Here is a 25,266-nt window from a genome sequence, read left to right on the forward strand (position 1 = left end):
CGCTCGAATTCTGAACAGGCTGCGAGCGGCGCGAATGATGCAAATGTACCAATCGCCCTGTACCTCGTTCGAGGTAAGCCTATCGAGGTTGCGTGGGGTGGGCTTGACCCAAGTGGGTCTAGCGAGGATCGCGTAACCCTGCGAACCCCGCACACCCTTCGGATCTGAATTTCCCAGAAATTTGCTTGGAAAGGGGCACCCACGATTGAGCGTCGGGACCAGCCAAGACGGTCAACATGCCAAGGTCGCGTGCAGCCACGGAGCCATTTGCCTGGGTAACCTCAGCGAGACGCGAAATGCCACAATCCGCGAACCGTGGCCAGCGTCAGTGCAATACAAGCTTCGACAGCAGCGCGGCGAGCTCGTTCTGCCGGGACACACCGACCTTGTAGAACACCCGCTTCAGGACATTTCGGACAGTTTCGTTCGGTATTCCGAGCTTCTCGGCCGTCTCCCTTGCAGAGAGACCGGAGCCAACAAGGGCCGCAACCTTGGCCTCGCCGAACGTCAAAAACATCGCGGACGACACTTGGGTCGGGCGGTCCAATGGACGACCGGTCGATCGCAAGGACGACGGCGTGTGCATGGACCAGGAATTCGTGTGCCGCTACCGCGTGGCCGGCGACGGGCAATACATAAATGGCGAGGGAGCGATGTGACCTGGGTCGTTCAACCAGGATGGGTTTGGGATCGAGTGTTGCTCGGCGCGCGCCACGGCTCGACACCTGCCCGATCGCAGCGTCGACCGCCGCGTGGATGCGCAGCCGCTGGTCGACGATGTCAAGTCCATCACCAAGGAGACATTGCCCCGCGCGATTGGAGAATACCACGCGACCAAGGATGTCGAGCACGAATACCTCGATATCAATCCGGCACGTCCCATTACTCGTTCGCCTCCAGGTCCAGATGCAGCGCCGGAGTCTCACCGACATCCGAGTATGCCCAGCGTTCCGACGATCGCGGCCACGAGCTCAGCTTGCCGCCGCGTGTCGGTCTTTTCGAGAGCGGACGCGAGCTGGTTGCGCACGGTGTTGCGCGAGTGCCCGCTGTCGCGGGCATATTCCGCCAGCGTCTGGCCCGCGATCAGCGCGCTGACGAGCCGCGCCTCGGCGGCGGACAATTTGAAGGCCGCCTGGATCGCCTCTGGAGGAATGGATAACGCACACTCGGCCGCGACCACGAGCACAAGAACGGTCGTCTCGCCGCGGAGATCGAGCATAAATTGCGAGCGATGGTTCGGTCCGTTTGGTTGCTCCGACCGCATGGGCACGGGCCAGGCGATGAACGCCTGTCCGGACGCGCGCGAGGTCAAACGGACTGGCTGCGTCGTGAGCGCCGTGGGCGGGCGGAAGGCGTGTGAAATTGCGGCTTCTAACGCTACATTCTCCGTGCAATTGGCAGCACGCAGCCGCTTCGAATGATCCGTGCGCAGCACACTTTCGCGTCGCAACAGGTCTTCAGCCTTTTGATTGGCGAGCAGGAGCCGCCCGGCCCCATCGACCACGAACGCTGCGAGCTTCAGCGCATCAAGGCTGGTCCCAAGCGCTCGCTCCGCAGTGCGCGCAGCCGCCATGACGCGATTGATCTCGACGGCACGCATCAGGTGTGGCACCAGCAGCGCGAACTGGCATTCGTATGTCTCCCTGTTTTTGCGATACACCGATGCGTGCGGACAGATGGCAAGAAGCGTCACGCCGTTCCCGTCGTTGTGGAGCGATACACCCAAATGATCGGCGGTGATGCCCAGCGGCTTCATAAAGTCGGCGTAGAACTCGGTGCGTTCAACGAACTCGGCGTCCAGAAAGTCGCTCGCGCGAATTACCTTTCCGACAGGGATGGCTTCGAAGCGTGCCGGTGGGTAAGGATTAATGCTGTGGAAATAGTCTGCATATGACGAGTTGAATGCGGGATCGTCCCCGAAATGTCGGAACGAAGGTGCCGCTGCCGTAGCCACATCATAGGAGTGCAAGACGCCCCACGCGCCACCAAATGCGCCAGGCAGCGCATCGAGGAATGCCTGCCATCGTTCGGGATCAAGCGCCGCGTCGTAGAGCAGATCGAGCAGTCGCGGGAGTTCTCTCTCGTGGAAGCTCCGCATGGCACCGTTCTCCAGTCACTCGTCCGGGTCGAGGTCCAGACGCGGCGCGACGGCTGCCACGACGCCAACCAACTCCGCCTGCCGATGCACGCCGAGCTTGGCCATGGCAGCTGCCAGCTGATTACGCGCGGTTGCGCGACATATGCCAAGCCGATCGGCAGCGGTCTGCATACTGTTGCCCTCAGTGATGCGCAGGACGACATTCGCTTCGGCATGCGACAGCCCATAGAGGCTCTTGAGCAATTCGCTCGGAGGCACTGGCGCACGTCGTCGGTCGTTGATCAATACGAGGGCAAGCCCGCGATCCGCGCCAACCGTGGCGAGCGTCCTTGAGGTCCTGAACGGCAACACGAGAACCGCGTAGCGTTTACTGCTCCCATTCATCACTGTGAAGTTCGCCGGAGATAGCGTGGGGGGCGCAAAAGTACTTTGGAGCGCGTGACTAAGCTTCTCGTCGGTATGATGCGCGGCGAACATCAGCTCCGATGCTGGCGAGATGCGCAGGAGCAGACCTTGCTCAAGCAAAACGACGGCGCGTTGATTGACGGCCACCACCTTGCGCGGCTGGTGCACCAGGAATGCGGCCCCCGAGACTCGATCCAGCAGCCCCTGCAATCCCGCTTCGGCAACCCGCGCGGCATGCAGGCACGAGGTCAACGCGAACGCACGTAAAAAGTGCGAGCCTACACGTTGCAGGAATTCAGTGGCCGGCGCTTCGAGGTGCGAAAGACGTTCTGGAATGTCGATGCTGAGCCGCGCTAATGACCTGGAATCGCGTGCCAGCGTCAGATTGGCGCCATGGGTATAGTTGCCCGCGGGCTTCAGCCATTCCTGGTAGAATGGCTGCCGCTCCAGCCAATCCCGACTGACGAGGTGAGATTCCCGCACCACCTGCCCCACGTTGGACCGCAGCAAGTCATTAAACGGGTTCAACTTATGGAAATGCTCGAAGTACTGCCTGATCCAGTCCGGGTCCCAGCCGGTCGTGGTTGAGATCGGATCATGCCCAAGGCCATCCAGGCTAATGAAGAAACTGAAGGCCGTGCCTGGAAACAGGCTCTGGCAACTCGCGACCACCTCCGGCCAGCGCGCAGGATCGCAGCCCGCCAGGTAGATCTGATCGACTGTCTCAAGCAGAGCTTTGGTGGAAACAGCCATCCTTGCGTCCAATCATTGACGCGCCCAAAAGAGCAATGACCAAACCCATTTTAAGTCCGCCGGCTAATCTCCCAAGGCCTAGCGTCATCTCGAAGCCTATGCCGCAGGGCTATGTCCGGTGATCGCACTTTCCATCGCGCCGATCCGGCTCAGGATCGTGAGCATGTCGAAGCAGCGCAAAGTGCCGACGAATTATCCAAGGTCTAATTGAGCACGCGAACTCCGGCGCCGTCACTGCGGTGCCTACCGATGGCATCGACGCTGCCAGTTTGAACGAAACGGCGAGTTCGGTGTGCGTCGCCGTTTTATGAGCAGCTGTCAGGCGCCCAACGCGCGTGTCTCATTCTGGCGCATTTTCCGTCTGGAAGGCAAGGCGTGCTCCCGCTGGAGGGCGTACCCCAGAGGGCGTACCCCGTTGTCCTACGATGTCGGGCCACAAGCCGGAATCGGATGTTCGATGCAGCCCATTACAACCCTGCCGCCGGAATATTACGCTTTCGAGTCTGGTGCGACAACGTGCTTGCGGTCGCTCTGTCACCTCTGTGGCCACTTAACGGCGATGGGTTCGCACTTCCTCTAGTTGGATTAGCCTCCTCCAGCCGTAGCCTAGACCGTGGGTCTTGATCGGACGACGAGAAAAGATAAGCAATGCCAACGAGGTTGACAGGACACCCCTTCCGCCAATATTGGACGATTATCCAGCCTATCCTGGGCTCTTCATCCCTCGAGTTTGCAAGTGGCCATGAGTGATCTCGAAAAAGCGACGCGGGTGCTGGACGCCTTGAAGGCTGCCGAAGATCAGCCGGCGCAGGCGGCCTTGCCGATCCTGAACGGGCTGGTCGGCCTGGTTCAGGGAAGCGGCGAGCAGCCGCTCGAGGTCGAAGAGGCGCGCTCTGGTGCATTCATGGCGATCTGCGAGGTCGGCAAGGCGCTGCACCGCGGTCAGCCTGCGGATCAGCTTTGGTCGGCGGCGATCGGGGCCACGGAGCGATGGATGGCCTTGACGAAGTGAGGCGCCTGCCCTGCCCGTGACGACCTGATCCGGAAGTGCTCAGGTTCCGACGCGCACGGCTGCGCCCTGCTTGCGCAAATATGCAATGACCGAAAGTGCCGTGATGCGGCCGGTCTTGGGGTTTTCCGAGGGAATGTTTTCTATCGTCATCGAAAAGCGTGCGGAATCCGATTCCACTTCAACGCGGTGCACGTTTCGGGTCACGGTCGGGTCGGCCCAGATCTGCAGCGTGGTCCGGTCGGGCCCAAGGCCCGCCAGCGAAAGCGCCACGGCAACATTGAGATTCGCCGGAAAGCCCTTGGCGGCGTCCCGCGCGGTGCCCTCGAAAATCTTCAGGGGCTCGGTGATGCCGGCAATGTCGATGTTGTTTTCGACCAGATAGGGAGCCCCGGCGAGGCCGTTGAGCGGCTTTCGCGTCACCATCCTGACCGACTGGATATTGCCTTCCGCCGCGGCGGTGACGGCGTCGAGACCGATCAGCGCACCGGTCGGCACCACGATCTGGCCGCCGTTCTGCCTGGCCAGCGCAATGAGATCATCGTTCTCGAGAAGCGCGCCCACGCTCAGGACGATCGCGGTCTTTCCGCGGCTCACGAACGGGATGACAATCGATCGAACGAGCTTGCTGGGTGCGCACTCAATCACGATATCGGCCGCTGCGCAGAGCTCGTCGATTGGCAAGACGGCGGGCGAACGCTTCAACTTGGCGAGAAAATCGCCATGCTTCGCCGGGTCCTGTACCGATACCGCCGCGAGGACCAGACCGTCGATGCCTTGATCCAGGACTTCCACAACCTTACGCCCGATCGGACCAAGGCCGACGACGGCGACGCGCCTCGATGGGTTGGGCATCGAACGAACTCCCTGGAAATCGCTCAGGTGCCCTGCATAGCATTTCCCGGACACGCGTCGAGAATGGCAACGCGGCCACCGGGGACGTCAGAGCATTGCCGGAGATGTTTCGGGGCGGTTCGCCAGAATCCTGGCCGCGTGCCTATCCGGGCACGTTCTGCTTGGGGAACATCAGCAGGGGCCGGAAGATAAACCGGCCATAGTATTCATAGTGCCGCTGGGTGGAGATCGCCAGTTTCAGGGGCGTTGCATAGCTGCCCTCGAACGTCAGCGAGGGCGCCATCGTCCACGAGAAACCCACCCCGATCGAAGCCAATTCCACGATGCCGGGGAATGTCGAGTACACCGCGCCCCAATCGGTGAACACATACGTGTCCAGGCCCTTGAGAATGGCCGACCAGTTGTAGTGCAGTTCAGCGTTGACGTAGTAGCCGCTGTCGCCGGCCACCGCATTGGTGGGATAGCCGCGCACGGTGGTCGGGCCGCCGATCGAAAAGATCTGGTCGCCCGGCAACAGCTTCGTCGGCGAATATTGCCAGCTGCCCAAGAGATTGGCGCTGAAATTGGCAGGGCCCACCCCCGACGCTATCGCACTGCCGGTATAGGTATTGAAGGTTCGGTTGCCGTTCAGGATGTAATCGTGCCACTCGATGTAGTTCATCGACGGCGAGACGGTGATGGAATAATTGTTGCCGGAATTGGTCAACGAAAACCCGCCCGTGGATCGCTGATAGCGGTCGCTGGTGACCGCGACGGTGCTAAACCGGCTTACCGTATTGCCGTCGGTCTGGGCCGCGTTGAGCAGCAGCAGCCAATTCTGGGTAACCCAGGCCGGCTGGCTGAAATTGATGGAGGCCTGGGTCGACCGCCCGGTTACGTCGAGCGCGACGAACGGTCCGTCGATGATCTTGATCTTGCCTTGCGTGTAACTCAGGCCGACGCGGCCGCCCCAGGGGTTTACCGGAATGTTGTAGGCGACGTTGCCGTTGAGATTTCCGTCCGACCTCACCCCATAGAACGTCAGGCGATCGTCCACGCCGAACAGGCCGTGACGCCGGTAAAACGCGCCGCCCTCGAACCGGCCGGTGTTCTGGACACCCTGATTGTCGGTAAATAATTGCAGTGTATCGGTGGGTGGTTCGATAACGGCGAATTGCAGGTCGGTCAGGCCGAAGCTGGTCCCCGGCTGCAACAACGCCTTGATCTGCACGTCGTTGGTTCGATTGAACCAGATCACATCGCGGTTGAGCTTCGGCACATCGAGGACTTCACCTTCCGGCGCCTGGACGCGCGGCAGGATATAAGACGTCGACGTCTGCTTGTTGCCCTCGATGGTGGTCTTTTGCAGACGGCCTTCCGTCAGCTTGATACGAACGATCCCGCCCTTGGCATCCTGATCCGGCAGCGTCGCGATCCCTGTGACGATCCCGCGTTCGGCATAGACCGCGTTGATGTCGGCTACGACCTGCTGAAGCGTCGCGATATCGGCGTTCTTGCCGATATATTTCTTCGCAATCTCGTCGAGCTCTTCGGGCGTGATGAACTTGGATGAATCTAATTCAAGCTTGCGCAGCAGGAATTTTGGACCACCTGGTTTCAGGGTTTGGGTCTTTTCCCGCTCGCCGCCGACCACGCCCGGGCCCTGGAGCTTGGGCGGTTGGCTCTGCCGCTCGAGTTGCTGCCGCTGGCGATCGATGTCGGTCTGGATGGCGCCGGGGTTGACCTGCGGGGCGAGCTGCGCGCGCGCGGATGCATTGCACAACAGTGCAAGCCCGATGCCCAATGCTATTGCCTGCCTACGCATTGAAAACCTGTTGCCTTAGAACTGAACTACCGGATTGCCATTCTCCCTGGCATCCGCGAACCGATTGGCATTCCCTTTTGCACGTCCATCAAGCCCGGTGCTGTTCCAGCCCGGACGGCCGTTCTTGCGCCCTTCACGCTGGAGCTGCCGAAGCTTCCTGGTTTCCGTAAGCCCCTCAATATTCACGGCCCGTCCCGATCCGATCACCTCAACCGGCTTCGGGGTGAGCAGCGCCTCCAGTCTCGCGTTTCCGGCAAGGCCAAGCAGGTAGAACGTTTCGGCGCCGCTCTTTTGCGCCAACCAGGTGTTGAGCGTTTCCGTGCCCTCCGTATCGTTGGCGATGTTGCGGATCGCCATCGAGCCGGTGAAGCTGCTGCAGCAGGTGTGCGAACCCACATAGTTGGTCACGGTCGCCGAGATGTCGCCATTGTAGAGAACGACGTAGCTGTCGGTGACGTTGGCGTTGCCGTTGTGGCTCATCGTGAACACGCCGCCCGGCTGGTAGAGCTGCAGCGTCGCCCAGTTCGACGGAGACGGCGAACGGTTGTCCAGCAGGATCCGTTGGGTCAGCGTCGTCAGCATCAGCTGGCCCGGCACGAAGCCGTTGACGATCGTGACGTTCGGCGCGTCGGTGACGAAGTTCGCGTCAACGACCCTGAACTGGTTCACGATGATCGTATCCGGATCGATGTTGAGATTGGCCGAGGTCGCGACGCCGCCTTTGTAACCGGTGACGTTCATGATCAGCGGGATCAATGGCGTCGATGGAATTTGCCCGCCGACGACGTTGATGGTGTTGGCGGCAAGATCCAGTCGCTTGACGACGCCAACCCATTTGATGGTGAGGTCGCCGGGAGCGGACAGCGCGACCGTATTGCCCCGGATCTGATCGAGGCTGATCGAGCCCGCCGTATCGAAACGGGTGTCGCCATTGGCATAGACCGATCCGCCCAGGATTGACCCGAAGTTGGAGCTCAGATTGACGTCACCGGCATCGCCGGGGATGCCATTGGCAGTCAGCTGCTCGAAGACGATGTCGCCATGCGCCTGCAAGGTCTGGGTGCCGCCGCCGATCGCCGTTCCCAGCGTGATCCCGTTCGCCGTCGCGGTGATGCCGAGTGCGCCGGCAGCGTTGAGGTTGGTCCAGTCGATCAGCGTTCCCTGCAGCAACGCGCCGCCGGTGACGGCCGTGAGGTTGTTGCCGGTGTTGCTGGTCGCCGCGATCAGGCTGGCGGAACCATGGGCATTGATCGAGCCGCCGGCGAGCTTGCCGGTATCGGCGTTGATGTTGACGTTGCCCGCGTCACCCGCGATGCCGCTGGTGGTGAGCTGATTGAACGTCACGTTCTGCCTGGCGTGCAGCGTTTGCGTGCCGCCGCTCTGTGCTGACGCAAGCGCGATGCTGCTGCCAGTCGAATTGACCCCCAGCGTCGTACCTGCTGTCAGAGCGGTCCAGTCGATCAGGCCGGCGGCCAGGAGCGAGGCCGAACCGGTCGTCGCCGCCAGCGTCGTGCCGGTGATGGTCGTGGCGGCCGTCAGCGAAGCTGAGCCATTGGCTGAGACCGAACCCGGCGTTGTGACGCCGCCGGCAACGACAGTCTCTACCAGGATGAAGCCGTTGGCGGCATTGACGTTGATGTTTCCGACGTCGCTGCTGATGCCGGTGGCGGCCAGCTGGTTGAACGTGACGTTCTGACTGGCGTGCAGCGTCTGGCTACCGCCGCTCTGCGCGGTCCTGAGCGTGACGCTGCCGCCGGTCGAACTGATCCCCAACGTCGTACCCGCGACCAGCGCGGTCCAGTCGATCAGGCCCGCGGCCAGCAGCGAAGCCGAACCGGTGGTCGCCGCCAGCGTCGTGCCGGTGATGGTCGTGGCGGCCGTCAGCGAAACCGAGCCATTGGCTGGGACCGAGCCCGCCGTCGTGACACCGCCGGCAACGACGGTCTCGGCCAGGATGAAGCCGTTGGCGGCGTTGACGTTGACGTTCCCGACGTCGCCGGTGATGCCGGTGGCGGACAGCTGGTTGAACGTGACGTTCTGGCTGGCATGCAGGGTCAGGCTGCCGCCGCTCTGCGCGGTCCTGAGCGTGATGCTGCCGCCGGTCGAGTTGACACCCAGCGTCGTGCCCGCGGTCAGCGCGGTCCAGTCGATCAGGCCGCCGGCCAGCAGCGAGGCCGATCCGGTCGTCGCGGACAGCGTTGAACCGGTGATGGTGGTGGCCGCCGTCAGCGAAGCCGAACCATTGGCCGCGACCGAACCCGGCGTCGTGACGCCGCCGCTCGTGACCGTCTGCGCCAGGATAAACCCGTGATCGGCGTTGACGGTGATGTCGCCGGGATCGCTGCCGGCGCCCGTCGCGCCAAGCTGGTTGAAGGTCACGTTACCGTCGGCATGAACCGTCTGGCTGCCGCTGCTGGCGGCCGACCCGACGACGATGTTGCTGCCGCTGGTGGTTGCCCGTGCGGTGAAGGTGCCGTTGGCGCCGGTCGCCGTGCCGGCCAAGACGCTGTTCAGCGTCAGACTGCCGCTGCCCTGCACGTCCACGCTACCCTTGACGGCCGACAACAGGCTCGCCTCAAGGTCAGCCAGCGCGCCGATATAGATGCCGCCATCGGTCGCCGTGGCGGCCAGGTATGGCGCGTTCAAGGCGATCCGCTGCGTCGATGTCCCGATGCTGTTGGCGTTGAGCGCGATCCGCGCGTTGGCGCCCGAGGCTACCAGGTTGGTCTGGCCGTCGGCGTTGCTCAGGATCGCGCCCGCGGAGACGCCGCCGGCCGAAACCACGATGGAAGCCGCATTGCCGGCCGCGGCATAGGATGCCGACGAGTTGAGCTGGCCGAGCGTGGCATCCCCGGTGGTCGCCACGGTGATCACGCCCGCGGCGTTGATGGCGGTGTAGGCGCCCATGGTGAGCGACGCCGAGGCCAGCGTCACCGCGCCGTTGGTGCTCTGGGCGACAATCGGATCGGCGCTGGCACCGGCCGTGAACGTCACCGCGCCGTTGGCGAGCAATTGCATCAGGCCGTCACTGGTGATGTCGGCATTGATATTGAGCGCGCCAACCGGCGTCCGGAGCGTCATCGCGCCGCCGGCGGAAAGCCCGCCGTAGGTTCCGCTCGTACCGATATTCAGGTTGTCCGACGGGGCCAGGATCGTCATGGCGCCGACCGAGGTGCCAGTGATCGCGCCCGATATCTTGACCTGCAGCGGTTGGGCCGTCGTGCCGTTGAAGCCGACATTGCCACCGGCGCGCACGTCCAGCGATGCGCCCGCGATATGGACCGCGGTCCGGTCGGTAAACTGCGGCTGGGCATAGATGCTGCCGGTCGCCGCGAACTGGATCGCGCCGGCGGCGGTGACGTTGCCGAGGACAAGGTCGCCGGTGGTCTGTTTCAGATAGATGCCGCCCTGCGCCGCCACGACCTGGTCGAGCTGGTTGGTGGACGGGTTGGCGAAAGCGATCTGGAGGGCGTTCGGATTGTTCGCCGGGTTGGTTCCGGCCGCCGGCGCCTGGCCGATGTTGCCGGTTTCCGAGATCAGGGTGAGATCCCTGATGTTGCCGGAGATTACCGGCTGATTGGCAATGCCCGCGAAAATGTCGCCGACGGCGTTAAGCTTGACGTCGCCACTCACGGTCTGCACGCCGTTGGACTGTGCCGCCGTGATCGGGCCAAACGTTGCGTTGGCGATACCACCCAGCTTCAGGTCGGACTTGCTGGCCAGATAGATGTCGCTCTGCACCTTGGCGGCAACGGCGTCGATCGGATTGAGAACGACGTAGCTCTGCTGCGACACGCTCACATTATACGTGATGACGCCGGTAGCCTGGTCGGTTGTCGGCGTCACCGTCAGTTGTGACGGACCGGCCGAGGCCAGCAGGGCCTTCTGTACGTCCGACAACGACGAGGAACCATTGCTGGTGAAGGAGAAGTCCACGGGCCTGGCCAGGTTGCCGACCGAACCGTTCGGCGCATAGAGCATAACTTGCCGGCCGCTGACGTTCGCCGGCGTGAGTTCGCCGATCGGCGCCGGCGCCACAGCGGTGGCCGGATTGGCGGCGGCGCTCACGGTGTATTTGAGCTGGTCCTGCGTCCACTGCGAACCCGATGTGATCTTCGCGTAGAGCGTCGAACTGGTCGACAGCGAATAGCTGAAGTTCGGGTTGTAGGCCGTCAGCGACACAGTCAGATCCGGCGCCGCCTGCAGGTTTCCATTATTGGCAAGGTTGGCGCCGAACAGCGTCGTGAGATCTTTCGTGAGCTGCGCTTCCGTCTTGATGCCGAGCAGATATTGGGACTTTTCAAACCGCGTTTCCGCCTCGGTCTTCATCTGAGCCGTCGTGACAGCAGCGGGATCGATGTCGAGCTTGCCAGCGACCTGGGCCCTGAGCACGGTGGCTCCCAGCGAGGTGAGCGCGTAGGTGCTGCCGTCGGCAAACGCCAGATTCCGCAGCTGCCAATAATCGTTGTAGGCCGCCTTGATCATCGACTCGTAGGCGGTCACGGAAGCCGCCGCGGAGCCGCTTACCAGGTTCAGATCCGTCCAGACACTCTGCAGGTGCGCGCTCTGCTCGGCGGTCAATCCGCCGGCCGACAGGCCGTTGAGGATGTTGGCGGTGCCACCGTCGGATGCTGCGGCCGCCAGGAAGACCGCTCCGCCGGATGAAACCCTGCCGAGCCGGAGATCGCCGGTCGATTGCACGATGTAGGTACCGGTCGAGGAAGTGCTGTTGAGAACCCCGCCATCGATACTGCCGTTGACCAGGGTCGTTCCGGTGGCCTGGACCACCAGCGGGTTGACGTTGGTAAGCACGGTTGTCCCGTTGCTCACTCCTGAAACCGCGCCGATGGCGCCGCCGGTCGAATTGATCTCGATCGATTTGCCGACCACGACCGGGTTGGCGACGTTGTAGGGTGAACCCGAATTGATGTCGCCGGTCGCCGACAGGAATATGTTTCCTTGCGGCGCGTTGCCCGCGATTGCCGAATTGGCCTTCACCTGACCGATCACCAGCGATCCCTGCGCGGCAATGGCGATGTCACGGTCGATCGATGTTGCGTTCAGCCTGCCGCCATAGACCTGAACCGGCACCGGCGTCTTCGTCCCCGCGAGCGAGCCGATACCGCCATCTGCCCTGAGCGTGACGTTGGTGCCGGAAATCAGCGGATTATTGGCGGTCGCACCGACCGTAATGGACGAATTGGCGCCCGTCGCGGTGACGGTCGTTGCGCCCTGCAGATTGTTGATCGGTCCATTGATCACGATGCTGGCGTCAGATGTCACCGCCACCGAGCTGGAACCGCCGCCGTTGAAGTGGATGCCGATGTCGTAGGAAGCCTTGACGGTGTTCGTCAACGTCAAGGTCAGGCGGTCGTAGATCTGCTGGTACCAATTGTACTGTTTGAGGCTGCCGCAGCATGCACCACTGCCGGTGTTGAAGTTGTTTGAATGGTAAGCGCCGGTCGCCGTGACGACTTCCTGGAAGTTGGCGGTCTGCAACTGTCCGGTCGCAACGCCGTTGACGACCTGCTGCACGTTCGAGACGAGGCTCGTGGTCTGTGTGTAGGGATAGGTCGGCGAGTTGGCCGAGACGCCGCTGAAGGTCCAGCCATAGTCCGCGGCAGTGCTGGTGACGGGACGCGTCAGCGTCGCGGTGTCGACCCATTGATAATATTGGTTGGCCTGCGGCTGGTAGACCACGCCCGAGGTTCCGCTGAGGCCGACCAGCATCCCCGAACTGTAGCCGCTCGCGTTGACGCCTGCGGTCCGGTAGGTGCTGACCTGCTGTCCGCCAGGCGCCGCGGCGTTGTAGACGTACCAGGTGGTCTGCTGCTTGAGCTGGTCGACGATCTGGATGACGCTTGCGGCGCTGACGCCGGTGTTAATCGTGTTGGTGACGAGCGTTGTCCCGGTCGTGTTGTTGACGGTGATCGTGCCGGCGCCGCCATTGACGATGATGTTGCCCTGCGACGTGCCGCTCGTGGACGTGCTGATGATCCGGCCGTTCAAGTAGACATAGCCACCGGTGCCCTGCACCACGCTGTTCAGCACGATCTGGTCGGTCAGCACGTTGTACCGAGCGCCAACCTGCACGTCGCCGCCGTTGACCTTGGTCAGATACGGGGTCAGGTCGAGATAATTGCCGTTCTGGGCATTGGTCTGGGCCTGGGCGAGCGACAAGTTTGCCAGCGTGTCGGCGCGCAGGCTGTCAATGGCGTTCCTGGCGTTGGTGCCGATATTGACCGAATAGTTACTGCTCTGTCCGCTCTGGATGGTTCCGTTGACGTTGAGCACCGACGCCGACAGGATGATGGCTTTGCCGATGGCAAAGGCGTTGGGCGCCGCCGCCGTGGTGGTCGTCGCTGCGGTTATTGGCGTCACCGCCGCGGACTGGATGTTGATGACCTGGAAGAAGGCTGCGCAGCCCAAGCAATGGAACGGGCTTCCGTTGTCACCATACACGGTCTGACCGTCATAGGTGCTCTTCTCCCACGGCCTGGTTGAGACGATGGCAGGATTGGCTCCCTCGATCTGAGCGAGATTTCCAGGAATGCCCTCGCCTGACGGCAGGAAGATCGCCGAGTAAAGCGAAACGCCGTCATAAAACAGGTTGAGCATGCGCGCGGTGAACACCACGCTGTTCGGTACAGCAGCCGCGCTGCCGCTGCCGCCGTTGCAGCAATAATGGGTATACGGTTTGTAGGTGCCGTTGCCGGCAATGTAGACCTCGCCTGGAACGTACTGGCCGTACGTTCCGAGCCACGTCGCCGCCGTCATGACGGCGGTCAGCGTGTCGGTGGGCCTGAACTGGACGCCCGCCCACTGCGACGACACGGTGCCGTTGGTGTTGTAGATGCTACCGACCCCGCCATTGAACGTGAAGGTGCCGTTCGGGACCACCACCTGGATCGTCGCCGCGTTGTAGGTCTTCGATGCGACCACGTTGCCGAGCGCGTTGGAGATGTTGAGCAGGCCGTTGAGGTTGGTGACCTCACCGTTGAAGTAGATATCGGGGGTCTTGGTCAGCGGGATTCCGTTCAGATCGACGCCGAGGCCGGTGTTCGGGTCCTTGCGGTTATAGCTGGCGTTTACGGCGACGACCGGCGTCGAGCCCGTCAGATCCTGCTGGAATGTGATGCCAGGCGACGTGGTGTCGGTCGCCGCACCCGTAAAGATATTGTGGCCGCCGCTGACGCCGGTCACCGTCATCCTCGACACCGACATGAAGTTCAGGCCCTGGTTCTCGATGTTGATCGAGACGGAGTCGCGGGACGAGACAAGCGGTGCGGCCTTGCCGGCCACCTGCGTGCCGCTCATCGTATCGGCCAGGATCGAGACGTTGCCGCCCGAGACCATGATATCGCCGAGCGCGATCGACGCGCCGGCGACGTTGGCGGCGAACGGCGCCTGCTGGATCAGTGTGTTGACCTGTCGCTGGATATCACCGGTCGGATCATTAGCAGTGGCAATCGTGATGGTGGGATTGGCACCCGACAGCACCGTCTGCACATCCGCCGTCGACAACCCGCTCAACGTTGCGATCTGCGAGACGATGGTCTGATAGGGATTGAACCCGTTGACGACCGCGTACTGGATGGTCTGGTGATTGTACTTCTTGACCGTGCTGAAATTATTGGATTGGAGACCAGTTCGAGAGTCAGCGCGTACGGGCTGGTCGTTGTTAGCGTTGGCGTGGTGGCGCCGACAGCGATGAGGATCGATTGCTGATTGTAGATACCGGCCACCACGACGCCGTTCTGCGAGATGTTGCCGCGGACCTGGGTCGCATCGCTGTGGTTGTCGTGGTTCTCGGTGCTGAACAGCGTCAGATATGGATTGTAGTTGGTGCCCCTGCCATTCGCGGATACGGCGCCTTTGGTCGCTGCAAGCGAGACGTTGTTCACGCCGAGCACCCGCGCGCCGCCGGCGATATTCAGGTCGGTATAGCTGCGCGCCGTGGCCGTGCCGCTATACACGGCGGTAATCGGGATCAAGGCCTGGTTGTAGACCACGGTGGTCGCGTTGGCGCTCACCTGGCTGTACTTGCTGCCGTCGCCGGCCTGGCCGGCGGTGAGATTGAGCAGGCCCCAGGCCAGGAGCGTCGTATCGCCGCTCACGTTGACGGTCTGGTTCGCGGTCAGCGAGGTATTGGTGCTGGCGCCGGCGCCGGTGATGGCGCCGTAGAGGTTCGCGTTGGCGTAGTTGTACGCGATCAGCGACGACGCCGTGCCGATGAAGAGGTTACCGGCGCTGAAGATCTCGGTCGCGTCAATGTTCACCGTGGCGTAGGCGTTCGCCGTCATATTGGACCGCGCCCCGCCGCCGGCAAACAAGCCGCCCGCGGTCAGGCTGACGCTGTCGACGGTGCGCAGCGAGTTGTAGGCCTCGATGTTGACCTTGGCCGTTGAGGTCAACGGATCGTCGTTGAGGCTGAGGATCGTGCCGCTGCCGATATTCGTGGTCGCCCTCTGGGTGACATGGGCGTCACTCACCGTCGCGGCGCCCGCAGCCACGCCGCCCGACCCTGCCCGCGCTCCGCCACCGACCTGATTGACGATGTCGTTGGAGATCACGAGCATGTCGCCACCAGCAGAATGGATGATCAGGTTGGTTCCGACCCCGGCCGTCGTGGTCGAGGTGATATTGTTGGTCGCGTTGCCGCCGCTGGCGCCGGCAAAGGACGCCTGGAAGGCGTCGCCATTGCCGGCATAATTTGTCTGATGCTGGGCCTGGATGTTCAGCCCGCCGAGGTAAAGCGTGTTGGACGTCGCGTTACCGTAAAGATTCGCGCTCGTCGTCGCGGTGTTGTTGATCAACGCGACCGCCGCGGCGCCGGCGATGGTACCGCCCGAGCCGGCCGTCGCGCTGGACGCAAGGCTGTCGGTGCCGACCGCGGTGATCTGCAGGATCCCGATATGGTTCGCGGTGGTGATCGCCCCCGCCCCCAGATAGGCCTCCGTGGTGGCGTTGGATGTGACCTTGCTGATGGTCGCGCCCGCCGCGATATAGCCGGCCGCGATACCCGTCGCTGTCGCGTACTGGTTGCTGTCGTTTTGGGCGGCAATGATGAAGTCGCCGTCCGGCAGCGTAATTCCCGTCCCGCCATAGGCACTGACCGTCGAGTTCTCCCTGGTCTCGGCGTAGCTGCCCTGGACGCCGATCAGCGACCCACCGCCGCCCGCGATCGCACGGGCATAGATGCCGTTGCCGCTGCTGGGCGTCAGCGCCATGGCGGTGACGGAAACGTCACCCCCGGTGAAAGTGGTGCTGTTGCCAACGCGGGAGGTGACGTTGAGCGCCGAGCTCGCCAGCGCCACGGAGACACCGATCGCGCCGCCGCCGACGGCGACACCCAGCGAAGTCGCCGAGATGTCCGGCGTCGCCGAAGCCGATACCAGGGTGCCGAGACCAGTCGAGGAGGTCGTGATCGCGGCACTGCTGCCGATCTCCGCCAGTACGGTGGAATCTTCCCTCGCGGTCGCGGCCGCGCCGGTGCCGGCGACAATACCGCCGGCAACCGCCGTCGCCGACGCCGACAATTCGCCGGCTTCGGTTGCCGTAACGGCAACGGTCGAACTGTTGACGCTGGCGTTATCCAGGATCTTGGCGGCGACCGAACTGGATTTTGCGGTGGTGGCGATCGTAACGCCGACGGCCGCGATGCCGCCGCTGCCGCCCCCGGCCGTTGCGGCCTGGGTCGAGGTGTCGCGTGCGCTCACCTGAACGCCGTTGCCGCCCGTTCCCGTCACCGTGCCACCGAGCTGCGCCGTCACGGTATTGCTGACATTGCCAACCGCCACGGCCGCCTGGGCGCCGAAGTAAAGCGACAAGCCACCGGCAATGGATTCGGTGTCCACGGTCTTGCCGGCGTAAGGCCCGGTGGTGGCATCCTTCACGACAGCTGCGACGCTGACCGTGGGAGCCGAGACGATGGCGCTCAGATTGGCCAGAACGCTGCTGTTAACGGTGGTGTATCCGATACCGGCGCCGACGCCGACATTCTTGCCGAAACCGGCGCCGAGCAGGAATTGCTGCGCGGCGTTGGCGCTGGTGGCGTTGACGTTGACCTGGGTGCCGGTGACGTTGCCGCCCGCGATCTGTGCCGTGACGCTGTCATTGCCACCGGTCAGCACGGTGCTCACGTCATAGGTCGAGGTGGCGTTGGCGCCGCTCGGATTGCCGGCTGTACCGCTCGCGACCGCGCCGCTGCCCTGGCTGGAATTGGTTCCGGCGTTGGCGGCGGCGATGGTGCCGCCGAACTGTCCGGTCTGGTCGCCCTGCGTGTCGGCGTCCGCCGTGTTGGTGCCGATGAGGATGACGCCAATCGCCGCGCCGATGCCCACCGAGCTGCCGGCACCCACGGTCACGGCATAGGACTGCACTTCCTTGATGCTGTGGGCATTGACGTTGATCGCCCCGGACGAGTTCAGATTGCTGTTGCGGGTCTCCGCCGTGGTCTGGCTCTTGAACACCAGCACGTTGGCGGCGGCGCCGACGCCTACCCCGCCAGTCGCAACCGACAGCGCGCCCGCGATCTCCCGGATGTAGACTTCCTCATTGGCGTTCACCGTAACCGCGCCCGCAGCGGTGCCGGTCGGCGACGTCAACGTGGTGTCGTAGATGCCGGCGATCGTGACGTTGTTGGCGATCTCGATGTTGGCCATGCCAGCAACAGCCCCGCCGCCGGTCGAGATCGCGCCGCCGACCGAAAACGCCTGGAAATCGTTGATCGTTCTTGCATCGACATCGAGCGCGCCGGTCAATTGCAGCGCCGTCCTATGCGCCGCGCCGTTGCCCCGATAGTGGTATTCGTCGCCGACATAAGCCAGGGTCTTGTTCGAACTGACCTGAACCAGGAAGGCGGCGCCGATCGCCACGTTGCTGCCGTAGGCGCCGGAGCCGTTGGCGGAAGCAATACCCGTACTGTTCTTGGCCTTGACCGATAGTGACGAGGCGGTCAGCGAGCCACCATCGACATAGGCTTCCGTGCTGGCATTGAAGACGTTGAGGCCGACCGAACCGCTGTTGAAGCCGACCGCGACCGAGGACGCGTGCTGCTCGGCATTGGCTTTCACCGTGACCGCACCGACCGTCGGGGAGACCACGCCGCCTACGTTGACCGTGCCGCCGACTTCGGCGTTGGTGATATAGGCGAACGTTTCGCGCGACATCGTCGTGCTGATGATGGTCGCGCCGCCGCCCGCGGTGCCGGTCGGCGCCACGATCCCGAGGCCGAACGTGCCGGAGTAAGACATGCCGCTGGCGGCGACGTTGATCTGCGGCAACGAAGTGGAGCTGGTCAGGCGGGTGTCGATGCTGGCGCTGTCGATATAGGCTTTGGTCGCGCCCGACATCACGTTGACGATCGGGTTGATCATGATCGAAACGCCGCTGCTCGCGGCCAGGCTGGCCACGTTGGCGACGACCGCCTGGTGCGAACTGGCGACGACCGAAAGGCCCCGCACATTCTCACGTGTCTCGCTCAGGTCGGGCGTATCGTCGGTCGGGGCGCTGAACGCACCTAGATCGAGCCCATACCTGAGGGTGCCGCTATTGATGGACACGGTGTCCGACGAACTGGTGCCGCGCGCATCGACCTTGGTGGTAGCGCCGCTGATATAGGCTGACGTATTACCGGTGATCTTGTTGGTGACGAGCGAGCCTGCGCCCCCGGCCGAGCCCTTCGAGATAGCAAAGGCGCCGGCGAAGACCGCAGCGTTGTCGGTGTTGGTCGCCAGCACGGCAACGCTGTTCTCGCCGATGACGTCGGCACCACCGGAAATGCTGGCTGTAACATTGGTGCCCATCAGATTAGTGGCGACCGATCCGGCCAGACCGAGCTGTGACGACATGGCGACACCGACAGCAACTGTCGATATCGCGGCGACCGATTCGGCTGCGACGGCAACGCGACCGCTCGAAACCACCTTGGAGCCCGTTATTCCGGCGCTCACATTGTTCGAAATGTCGCTGTAGACAATGGCAAGGCCAGCGGCGCTGCCTCCCGTCGACACGCCGGCCACGGCCGCAGTCCCGGTAATTTTCGAGGTATCCTTCGCGGCCAAAAAGAGATTTGTCGAAGCAATAGTCGAATTTGTGGTGTTCGACTGCGCGTTGCCAACGGTCGCCGAAACCGTGTTACCAATCGAACTGATGGTCATCCCGGCCAGGCCCGAGAACTGGCCGTTTCCGCCGCCAACACCGATTGCAACGGACTGGATCTCCGACGAGTCGGTCGCAGTCACCGAGACGGAGCCGCTGCTTGAGGTCAGCAGCACGCCCGCGATGTAGGCTGAATGTGTCGTCGCGATATCGTCGTATACGATCGACGCGCCAACATTGTTCTTGCCAACCTGGATCAAACCGGCAACCGAAATGATGGCGGCGCCGGGTGCCTGAGGCGTACCCGTTGTGCCACCATTAAGAGCCGCGTAGCTGAAATCAACGCAGGTTTGAGGGCTGCCACTGGTTCCGCAATTGGATGATGCGAGCTGATTGTTGTTCGACACTCTCACCAGATCTGACAGCGCGTTGTCGAGCGCCGAGATAGCCACACTATCAGCAGTCACAACGACGGCGCCCGTGACATTGATGTTTACGGTGGCACTGCTGCTGATATAGGCGGTCGTCGATGAGGTGATCTCGGAGACGACGATGGCGCCGCCAAGACCGTTGCCTCCGACTCCGCCGGATGCTCCGCCCGCCGCGATGACGCCGGCGTTATCCGACAGCACGGTAAGCGTGTCGTAATTGTTGATCGACGTCGAGCGTATATGCCCGTCGGCGGCCTTGCCGCCCGTCGGATCGCCAATGGAGGCGTAGGTCATCGTGACGCCGATGCCGCCCTTGCCGCCCGCCATATACAACGAGCCGCCACCGATCGCGATATTGCTGGTTTGATACGCGTCCACCTCGACTGAGCGCGAAGTGCCGCCGCTGACGCCGTTAATGGTGGAGTTTTGAATATAGGCGTTCACGCTGTCAGTGATAATGCCGACAGAAGCCGATACCGCCGCGGCATTGCCCCCCTGCGATCCGGCGATGGCAATGGCCACGACGGTTTGCTCGCCGCCGTTCAGTGCCTGCACCGACACCGACCTGTGGTTATTGATGGTCGTGTTATCGATATAGGCCAGAGTTGCGTTGTTCGACATCGCCGAGGCAATCGCACCGCCTATCGCGAGGCTGCTCGGCGAATCGCTTCCGGCGAGGTTGGCCGAAGCAGATCCCGATCCGTTGTTCAGTACAGTGTCGTTGAGCGCCTGAACCAGCGTCCTGGCCGTGGTGCTCGACGCATCGAAACGGTTGACCGTCACACCGGAAATAAAGGCGCTGGTACCCATGCTGACATCGCTGACCGACGAACTTCCGGCCACGTCGATGCTGAAGCCATCGGGTGAGGTCCCTGATTTCTGGCTGACCTTGCTCGCACCGGTAGCGATGCCTGCGGTTCCTCCGGTGGCGGCGTCGGTTACGGCTTCCGCCTTGTTGGCAAAGCTGGAAAATGTCGGACTTGTTATCGCGGCCGCGATTGAAGCGGCAGTGATGCGGCCTGCGGTAGTCGCGCTAAGCGCGAGGGTGTTGGCGGCGACTGTGCCGTTTCCACCGCCGTTACCCGAGAAGCGATCATTGTCAATGAAGGGACCCGACCTGATATCCCAACGGTTGTCACCGATGTAGGCGGCGGTGTCGGTGTTCGCACCGAGATAGGCGACCGCTATGCCGACAGCGGAGCCGGCGCCGGCCGAGAACGCGCCGGCCAGCGAAATCATCGAAAGTTCCTGTGCCGCGTGAATATTGACCGTCGGCGCAGACACATGGGCTCCCTGCCCAATCGATGCGTGCGTGGTGTTGTCGACCAGCGCGATCGACGTGATCCCATTCAGTACCAGGGCGCCCGCAGCCTTGCCCGATGTCGGCGCCACACCGAAGAATTGGTCGGTCGTCGCCGCCTCGACGGCGATTTTGTTGGCCGCACCGAGTGATGCGCCGGAAGCCACGCCGGCAATGGTATTGCTGGTAAACAGGACGAGATTGAGCGCACCTCCCAGCGAGGAGCCGCCTGACGAGCTACCCCAGCCGAGACCGAGCGCGCCGGTATTGCCGGCGGCATTGATAGAATTCGTTGTCGTATTTGCAGCGACGGTGAGGTTCGCGCTGAAATCCTGTGTGTCGCCGCTGTTAAGCGGCACCGACCACGAGCCACTACCGCAAACCGCGATCGTACAGGTCGCGTTCAGGCTTGCGCCCGTCGCGACCCATGCCGTCGTGTTGTTGTTGACGATAAAGTCATTCAACGAACCGGCGATCGCGACGGTCTCACCCGCAGTCGCGCTCGAGTTGGCGTAGCTGGTCAGGATGTTGCCGCCGACGCCGAGCGTGCCGTTGAGGTGGCTCAACACCTCGCCAAGGCCGGCCCATTTCAGCCAGGTATTGGTTATCGGCATGTAGGTGTTCGCCGTCACGCCGATATTCGGTGCGTCGATCAAGGTACCGGCACCGATATAGGCGTTCGAATTATGTGTGAATTTGCCCCATGCCACCGCCGCACTGACGGCGGTGGGTTCCGGCGTACCGCCGGGGAAGCTTGAGGCGATCGCAGAGGCCGTCGAATTGCTGCGGACGCCGACGTCGATCACGTTGCTGACGACGGCTACATTTCCGGTCGAGTAAATCGATGGCGCACCGCCGCTCGGATTTTGCGCGATCGCCGCCGTTGCGTTTTGGGTACTATTCGCGACCGACAACGCAGCCGCCGCCTTGAGACCCAGGTCCGACTGGAACAGCGTGCTCATCTGCAGCAAGAACAAATTGGCAGGCGCCGTAGCGCTGGGAAGCAGCGCACCTTGCAAGGCTCCAATCAATGCCGGGGTGCCGACGGTAGTCGAGGCCATGGTCGAGTTTGACTGGGTGTTGGATGTGGCCTCGACCAGCACGGAGCCGACCATTCGGTTTGCGAAGGTGCCGAGCGATGCGCCGAGCGTCGCCGTCGCGGTCGTGGTGGCATTGCTGATGGCTACCGCGCCGCCAACGCCGCCATTCAGCGCCGGGGTACTGAGGGCTACCGACGTCGCCGACGTCGAGAAACTGTTGTTGTTCAGCGCGCGCAGCGCGAAGCCGCCGGTCGACCCACTCGCCGTGCCGACCGTCAGGTTGGCGCCGGTCGCGACGTTCGCCGTCGTCGTGACGTTGGCCTCCGAATAGGCGACGGTCGCAACGACGAGTGCGCTGGTGGTCGCAGCCACCGCGGAAACCTTGAGCGTCGCATCGTTGATGGCGTTGATGTTCAGGCTGCCGCCGGCGCTGATCGTCGCGCCGGATGCGACATTGGTCGAGACGTTTCCTGAGAGGGTGCCGACGACCACGCCTGCTCCAACGGGCGAGAGGCCAAGCAAGGTGCTGGCGATGACGGGATCTTCGGCGACCTCCTTGCCATTCGCGCTGATCGTAACATTGCCGGTGCCGGTAATGTTTGCGTGACTGTTGATGGCAACATTCGCCGTTGCGCTTGCGGCGACATATCCACCGTTGAGGCCCAGGATTAAACCTGGAATGGCCTGTCCGAGAACTGCAAAATCGGACACGATGTTGCTCGAGAAACTTGATACGGCCTCCGACGTTGCGCTGATGTTGATCGCCCCGCCCGTGATTTGGCCGTCGATCGTAATGCCGGTCGTCGCGCTGGCATGGCCGGATGACCGGTTGTCGCTCGCGGTCGCGTTGAGCGTGACGGCACCGCTGGTGAAGGTCGAGCCACCGAAATTGACGGCTTGAGCAAGGATCTTCGATCCCTGGACCATCGTGATCGTCGGCGCGCTCAACGTAACGTTCCGCGAGTTGGCCTGCGAATTCTGCGAGGCGTTCAGTGAACGTGAATCGATGACGGCGGTCGCGTTGAGGGTGATCGAATTGTTCGCCGATATCTCGAATCCGCTGGCTCCGGAAAGCGCCAGCATCAACGAGGCGATCTGGGTGTTGTTGACGAACCCGGCGCTCCCGGCACTGGGATCGGCCGAACTGCCGATGATGACGTTGTCCCGGTCGAAGGCAAACGCGGCGGCGCCCGCGGTGATCTGTGCGCCCGACATGACGTTGAGCGTACGGGCCTGCAGCGCGACCTTCATCGTGCTGCCGGCGTTGATCACCGCATCGGCGTTGAGATTCAGCGTGTTGGCCTGAGCCGACAGCAACAACGTTGCGGAGCCGTTTACCGCCGCGATGTATTTGGCGATCATCGCATTCGACAACTGGCCGGCTTGGCCGTTGTTTGCGAGTACGTTGCCCCCGGTAAGCGAGGCGCCACCGACCGTCAGCGTGCTTTGGTTGAAGAAGAAGCCGACGGTGCTGCCGGTGATGCTCGCGCCGGTCACTACGTTGATCGATGGTCCATTGAAATTGATGACACGGGACGGATCGGCAACGATCACGGCCGTCGATCCCACGGTGATCGAGGCCTGGTCCGTACTGAAGCCAAGGAATGCACCCTTGACCGTGCCCGAAATGTTCAAACCCGAACCCGCACCGAAGGCGTTCATGATGACCCGGCCGGAGGTAAAACTGGTGCCGCCGGCATTGACAGCCTGCGCAAGAACCTGCCCGCCGTTGTCAATGTTGATCGTCGGCGCGCTCAATACGATGTTTTCCACCGAATGTGCGTTCGAAACGGCGCCGTTCATGCGGCGGCCGTCGACAATACCAGTGGAGTCGACGGTGATCTGCGACGATGCGCTGAGCGAGAGAGTGGCGCCGCCGCCTAGTACGCCGGCGTAGCGGGAGATCGTGGCATTGGAGACAAAGCCGGCCGCGCCGGTGTTGGTGCTCGTGCTGCCATTGCCGACGATCATGTTGGCGGTGCTGGAGAAGACGACCCGTGACGCAATGATCTGCAGTGCGGTGTTCGTCAAAACCTGAGCGCCGCCATTGCTGGCCGCATTGATATTGACCTGGCCACCCGACGTGTTGGCACTCAGGGCGACCGTGTCGCCCCTCACGTAGCTGCCCGCCAGCAGGTTCAGCGTCGGCGCATTCAGGGTCACGTTAACGGTGGTCCCGCCGTCGACGACGCCGTTCCCATTGATCGTGATCGAGTTGCTCGCCAAAAGCGTGAATGTGCCAGTGCCGTTGAGCGCGGAGATCGCAGCAGCGACCGTGGCATTTGACATGTTGACGCCGGCGACACCGGTGGCCCCGCCGACAACGATATCCGTCGGATCGAGGATGAGCTTGCCGGCATTGCCGTTAGGCGCGGCAACGTTGACTTTGACGCCGCTGGCGATGTCGACGATGCCGTTGGCGCTCAGATCGACGACCGCCGCATTACCCTTGGCGGAACTGGCATTGATCCGGGCACCGCTCTTCACGGTCAGGTCGCCGGTGCTCTTGAGCGTGATGTTGCCGGCGTCGCCTGTCTTGCTGGCGGCGGTGCTCAGGCTGGCGTTCTTGCCGAGTTGGATATTGTTTCCGGCGGTGACGGTGATCGTGCTCGGCGTGGTGGTGCGGCTGCGCGCCGTCAGCCGCCCGGAGATGGTTGCGTTGTTGACCGCCCCGATGTGAATTGATCCGTTGCGGACGGTGATGGCGCTGGCGCTGCGCAGGCCCTTGGAATTGACCGAGGCCGCGAATTTGGAGGCATGTTCGTGGTTGACACGCTCGCGCTGGCTCCTCCCGCCGCCGACGAAGACGTTCTGGCCCGTCAGACGAACCCCATCCGCGGCGTTGATACGGCCGAGAATCCGGATATTGCCGTCCGGCGATATCGGGAATGAGCCGTTCATCAGGCTGCTTACGGCGGCGTTGTTAATCTGCCCGGTGGCGCCGATGATGCTGTCGGTGAATTCCTTCGACGGCGTGGAAACGTTCAGGCTGCCGACATTGACGACGCCGGTCTTGCCGACCACGAAGCCGTAGGGATCGGCGAAATAGACATTGCCGCCGATTTTGCCGTTTTGATAGGAGTTGAGCGTTCCATTGACGTAAGCCGGCGCGTCCCGGACGATATTGATCAGGTTCTGGCTGCCGTTGGGCACCTGCAGGTTGACGGTGTTGCCCTGCCCGACCCCGAACTGCGAAAACGAATTGAACGCGTTGGCGCCGGAAACGGTGGTCGTGGTGATGTTGGTGACATTGCCCGACGTCTGCAGGCTGGTTCCGGTGCGGCCGTCGGGAATGATCACGTTGGCCGTCTGCGCTCTTACACTGGTGCCGAGCAACGGCAGGATCGTCATCTGCGCAATGCAGATCAACGAGACGAAACGCAGGCGCGAGAACCTGCGTAACGTCAGACCGCCCTCGCTTCTGGCTGAGAGCGGCATACGCATGTCAGCTCACCTTCGCTGGTGACAA

8 protein-coding genes are annotated in these 25,266 nt (G+C 62.8%); 1 reads left to right on the top strand and 7 read right to left on the bottom strand.

Annotated elements, in window-relative coordinates:
- Window positions 1–325: 325 nt before the first annotated feature.
- From JQ558_RS08640 to JQ558_RS08650, 3 genes are all read right to left on the bottom strand, one after another.
- Entirely contained in the window at window positions 326–517 is a 192-nt protein-coding gene (locus JQ558_RS08640; protein WP_212208672.1) for a LuxR C-terminal-related transcriptional regulator, read from the bottom strand.
- 405 nt (window positions 518–922) lie between these two features.
- Entirely contained in the window at window positions 923–2,098 is a 1,176-nt protein-coding gene (locus JQ558_RS08645; protein ID WP_212293383.1) for a helix-turn-helix transcriptional regulator, read from the bottom strand.
- A 15-nt stretch (window positions 2,099–2,113) separates the two neighbouring features.
- A complete protein-coding gene (locus JQ558_RS08650) occupies window positions 2,114–3,256 on the bottom strand; it encodes a LuxR C-terminal-related transcriptional regulator (RefSeq protein WP_212293384.1) in 1,143 nt (380 codons plus the stop codon).
- 742 nt (window positions 3,257–3,998) lie between these two features.
- Here JQ558_RS08650 and JQ558_RS08655 point away from each other — a divergent pair.
- Window positions 3,999–4,268 carry a hypothetical protein gene (locus tag JQ558_RS08655; RefSeq protein WP_212293385.1) on the top strand — a complete coding sequence of 90 codons (270 nt, stop codon included), beginning with the start codon at window positions 3,999–4,001 and terminating at the stop codon, window positions 4,266–4,268.
- A 39-nt stretch (window positions 4,269–4,307) separates the two neighbouring features.
- On the opposite strand, the gene JQ558_RS08660 is transcribed toward JQ558_RS08655, so the two are convergent.
- The 4 genes from JQ558_RS08660 to JQ558_RS37165 form a co-directional block, all read right to left on the bottom strand.
- Window positions 4,308–5,120 (bottom strand): aspartate dehydrogenase, encoded by an 813-nt coding sequence (locus tag JQ558_RS08660; RefSeq protein ID WP_212293386.1) that lies wholly within the window; start codon window positions 5,118–5,120, stop codon window positions 4,308–4,310.
- A 142-nt stretch (window positions 5,121–5,262) separates the two neighbouring features.
- Entirely contained in the window at window positions 5,263–6,924 is a 1,662-nt protein-coding gene (locus tag JQ558_RS08665) for a ShlB/FhaC/HecB family hemolysin secretion/activation protein (RefSeq protein ID WP_212293387.1), read from the bottom strand.
- Window positions 6,925–6,939: 15 nt separating this feature from the next.
- The gene (locus tag JQ558_RS37160) at window positions 6,940–14,457 is read right to left on the bottom strand and encodes a beta strand repeat-containing protein (RefSeq protein WP_249142399.1); all 7,518 of its coding nucleotides are present in this window, start codon (window positions 14,455–14,457) and stop codon (window positions 6,940–6,942) included.
- Window positions 14,454–25,241 (bottom strand): leukotoxin LktA family filamentous adhesin, encoded by a 10,788-nt coding sequence (locus tag JQ558_RS37165; RefSeq protein ID WP_249142400.1) that lies wholly within the window; start codon window positions 25,239–25,241, stop codon window positions 14,454–14,456. The genes JQ558_RS37160 and JQ558_RS37165 overlap by 4 nt, the downstream gene beginning before the upstream one ends.
- Window positions 25,242–25,266: the final 25 nt, after the last annotated feature.

The sequence above is a fragment of the Bradyrhizobium sp. AUGA SZCCT0160 genome (assembly GCF_018130105.1).
Lineage (GTDB): Bacteria > Pseudomonadota > Alphaproteobacteria > Rhizobiales > Xanthobacteraceae > Bradyrhizobium.

What these genes read in the sequence shown, in the direction of transcription:
- JQ558_RS08640 (WP_212208672.1), bottom strand. Translation starts at nt 517, where the DNA reads ATGTTTTTGACGTTCGGCGAGGCCAAGGTTGCGGCCCTTGTTGGCTCC.
- JQ558_RS08645 (WP_212293383.1), bottom strand. Translation starts at nt 2,098, where the DNA reads ATGCGGAGCTTCCACGAGAGAGAACTCCCGCGACTGCTCGATCTGCTC.
- JQ558_RS08650 (WP_212293384.1), bottom strand. Translation starts at nt 3,256, where the DNA reads ATGGCTGTTTCCACCAAAGCTCTGCTTGAGACAGTCGATCAGATCTAC.
- JQ558_RS08655 (WP_212293385.1), top strand. Translation starts at nt 3,999, where the DNA reads ATGAGTGATCTCGAAAAAGCGACGCGGGTGCTGGACGCCTTGAAGGCT.
- JQ558_RS08660 (WP_212293386.1), bottom strand. Translation starts at nt 5,120, where the DNA reads ATGCCCAACCCATCGAGGCGCGTCGCCGTCGTCGGCCTTGGTCCGATC.
- JQ558_RS08665 (WP_212293387.1), bottom strand. Translation starts at nt 6,924, where the DNA reads ATGCGTAGGCAGGCAATAGCATTGGGCATCGGGCTTGCACTGTTGTGC.
- JQ558_RS37165 (WP_249142400.1), bottom strand. Translation starts at nt 25,241, where the DNA reads ATGCGTATGCCGCTCTCAGCCAGAAGCGAGGGCGGTCTGACGTTACGC.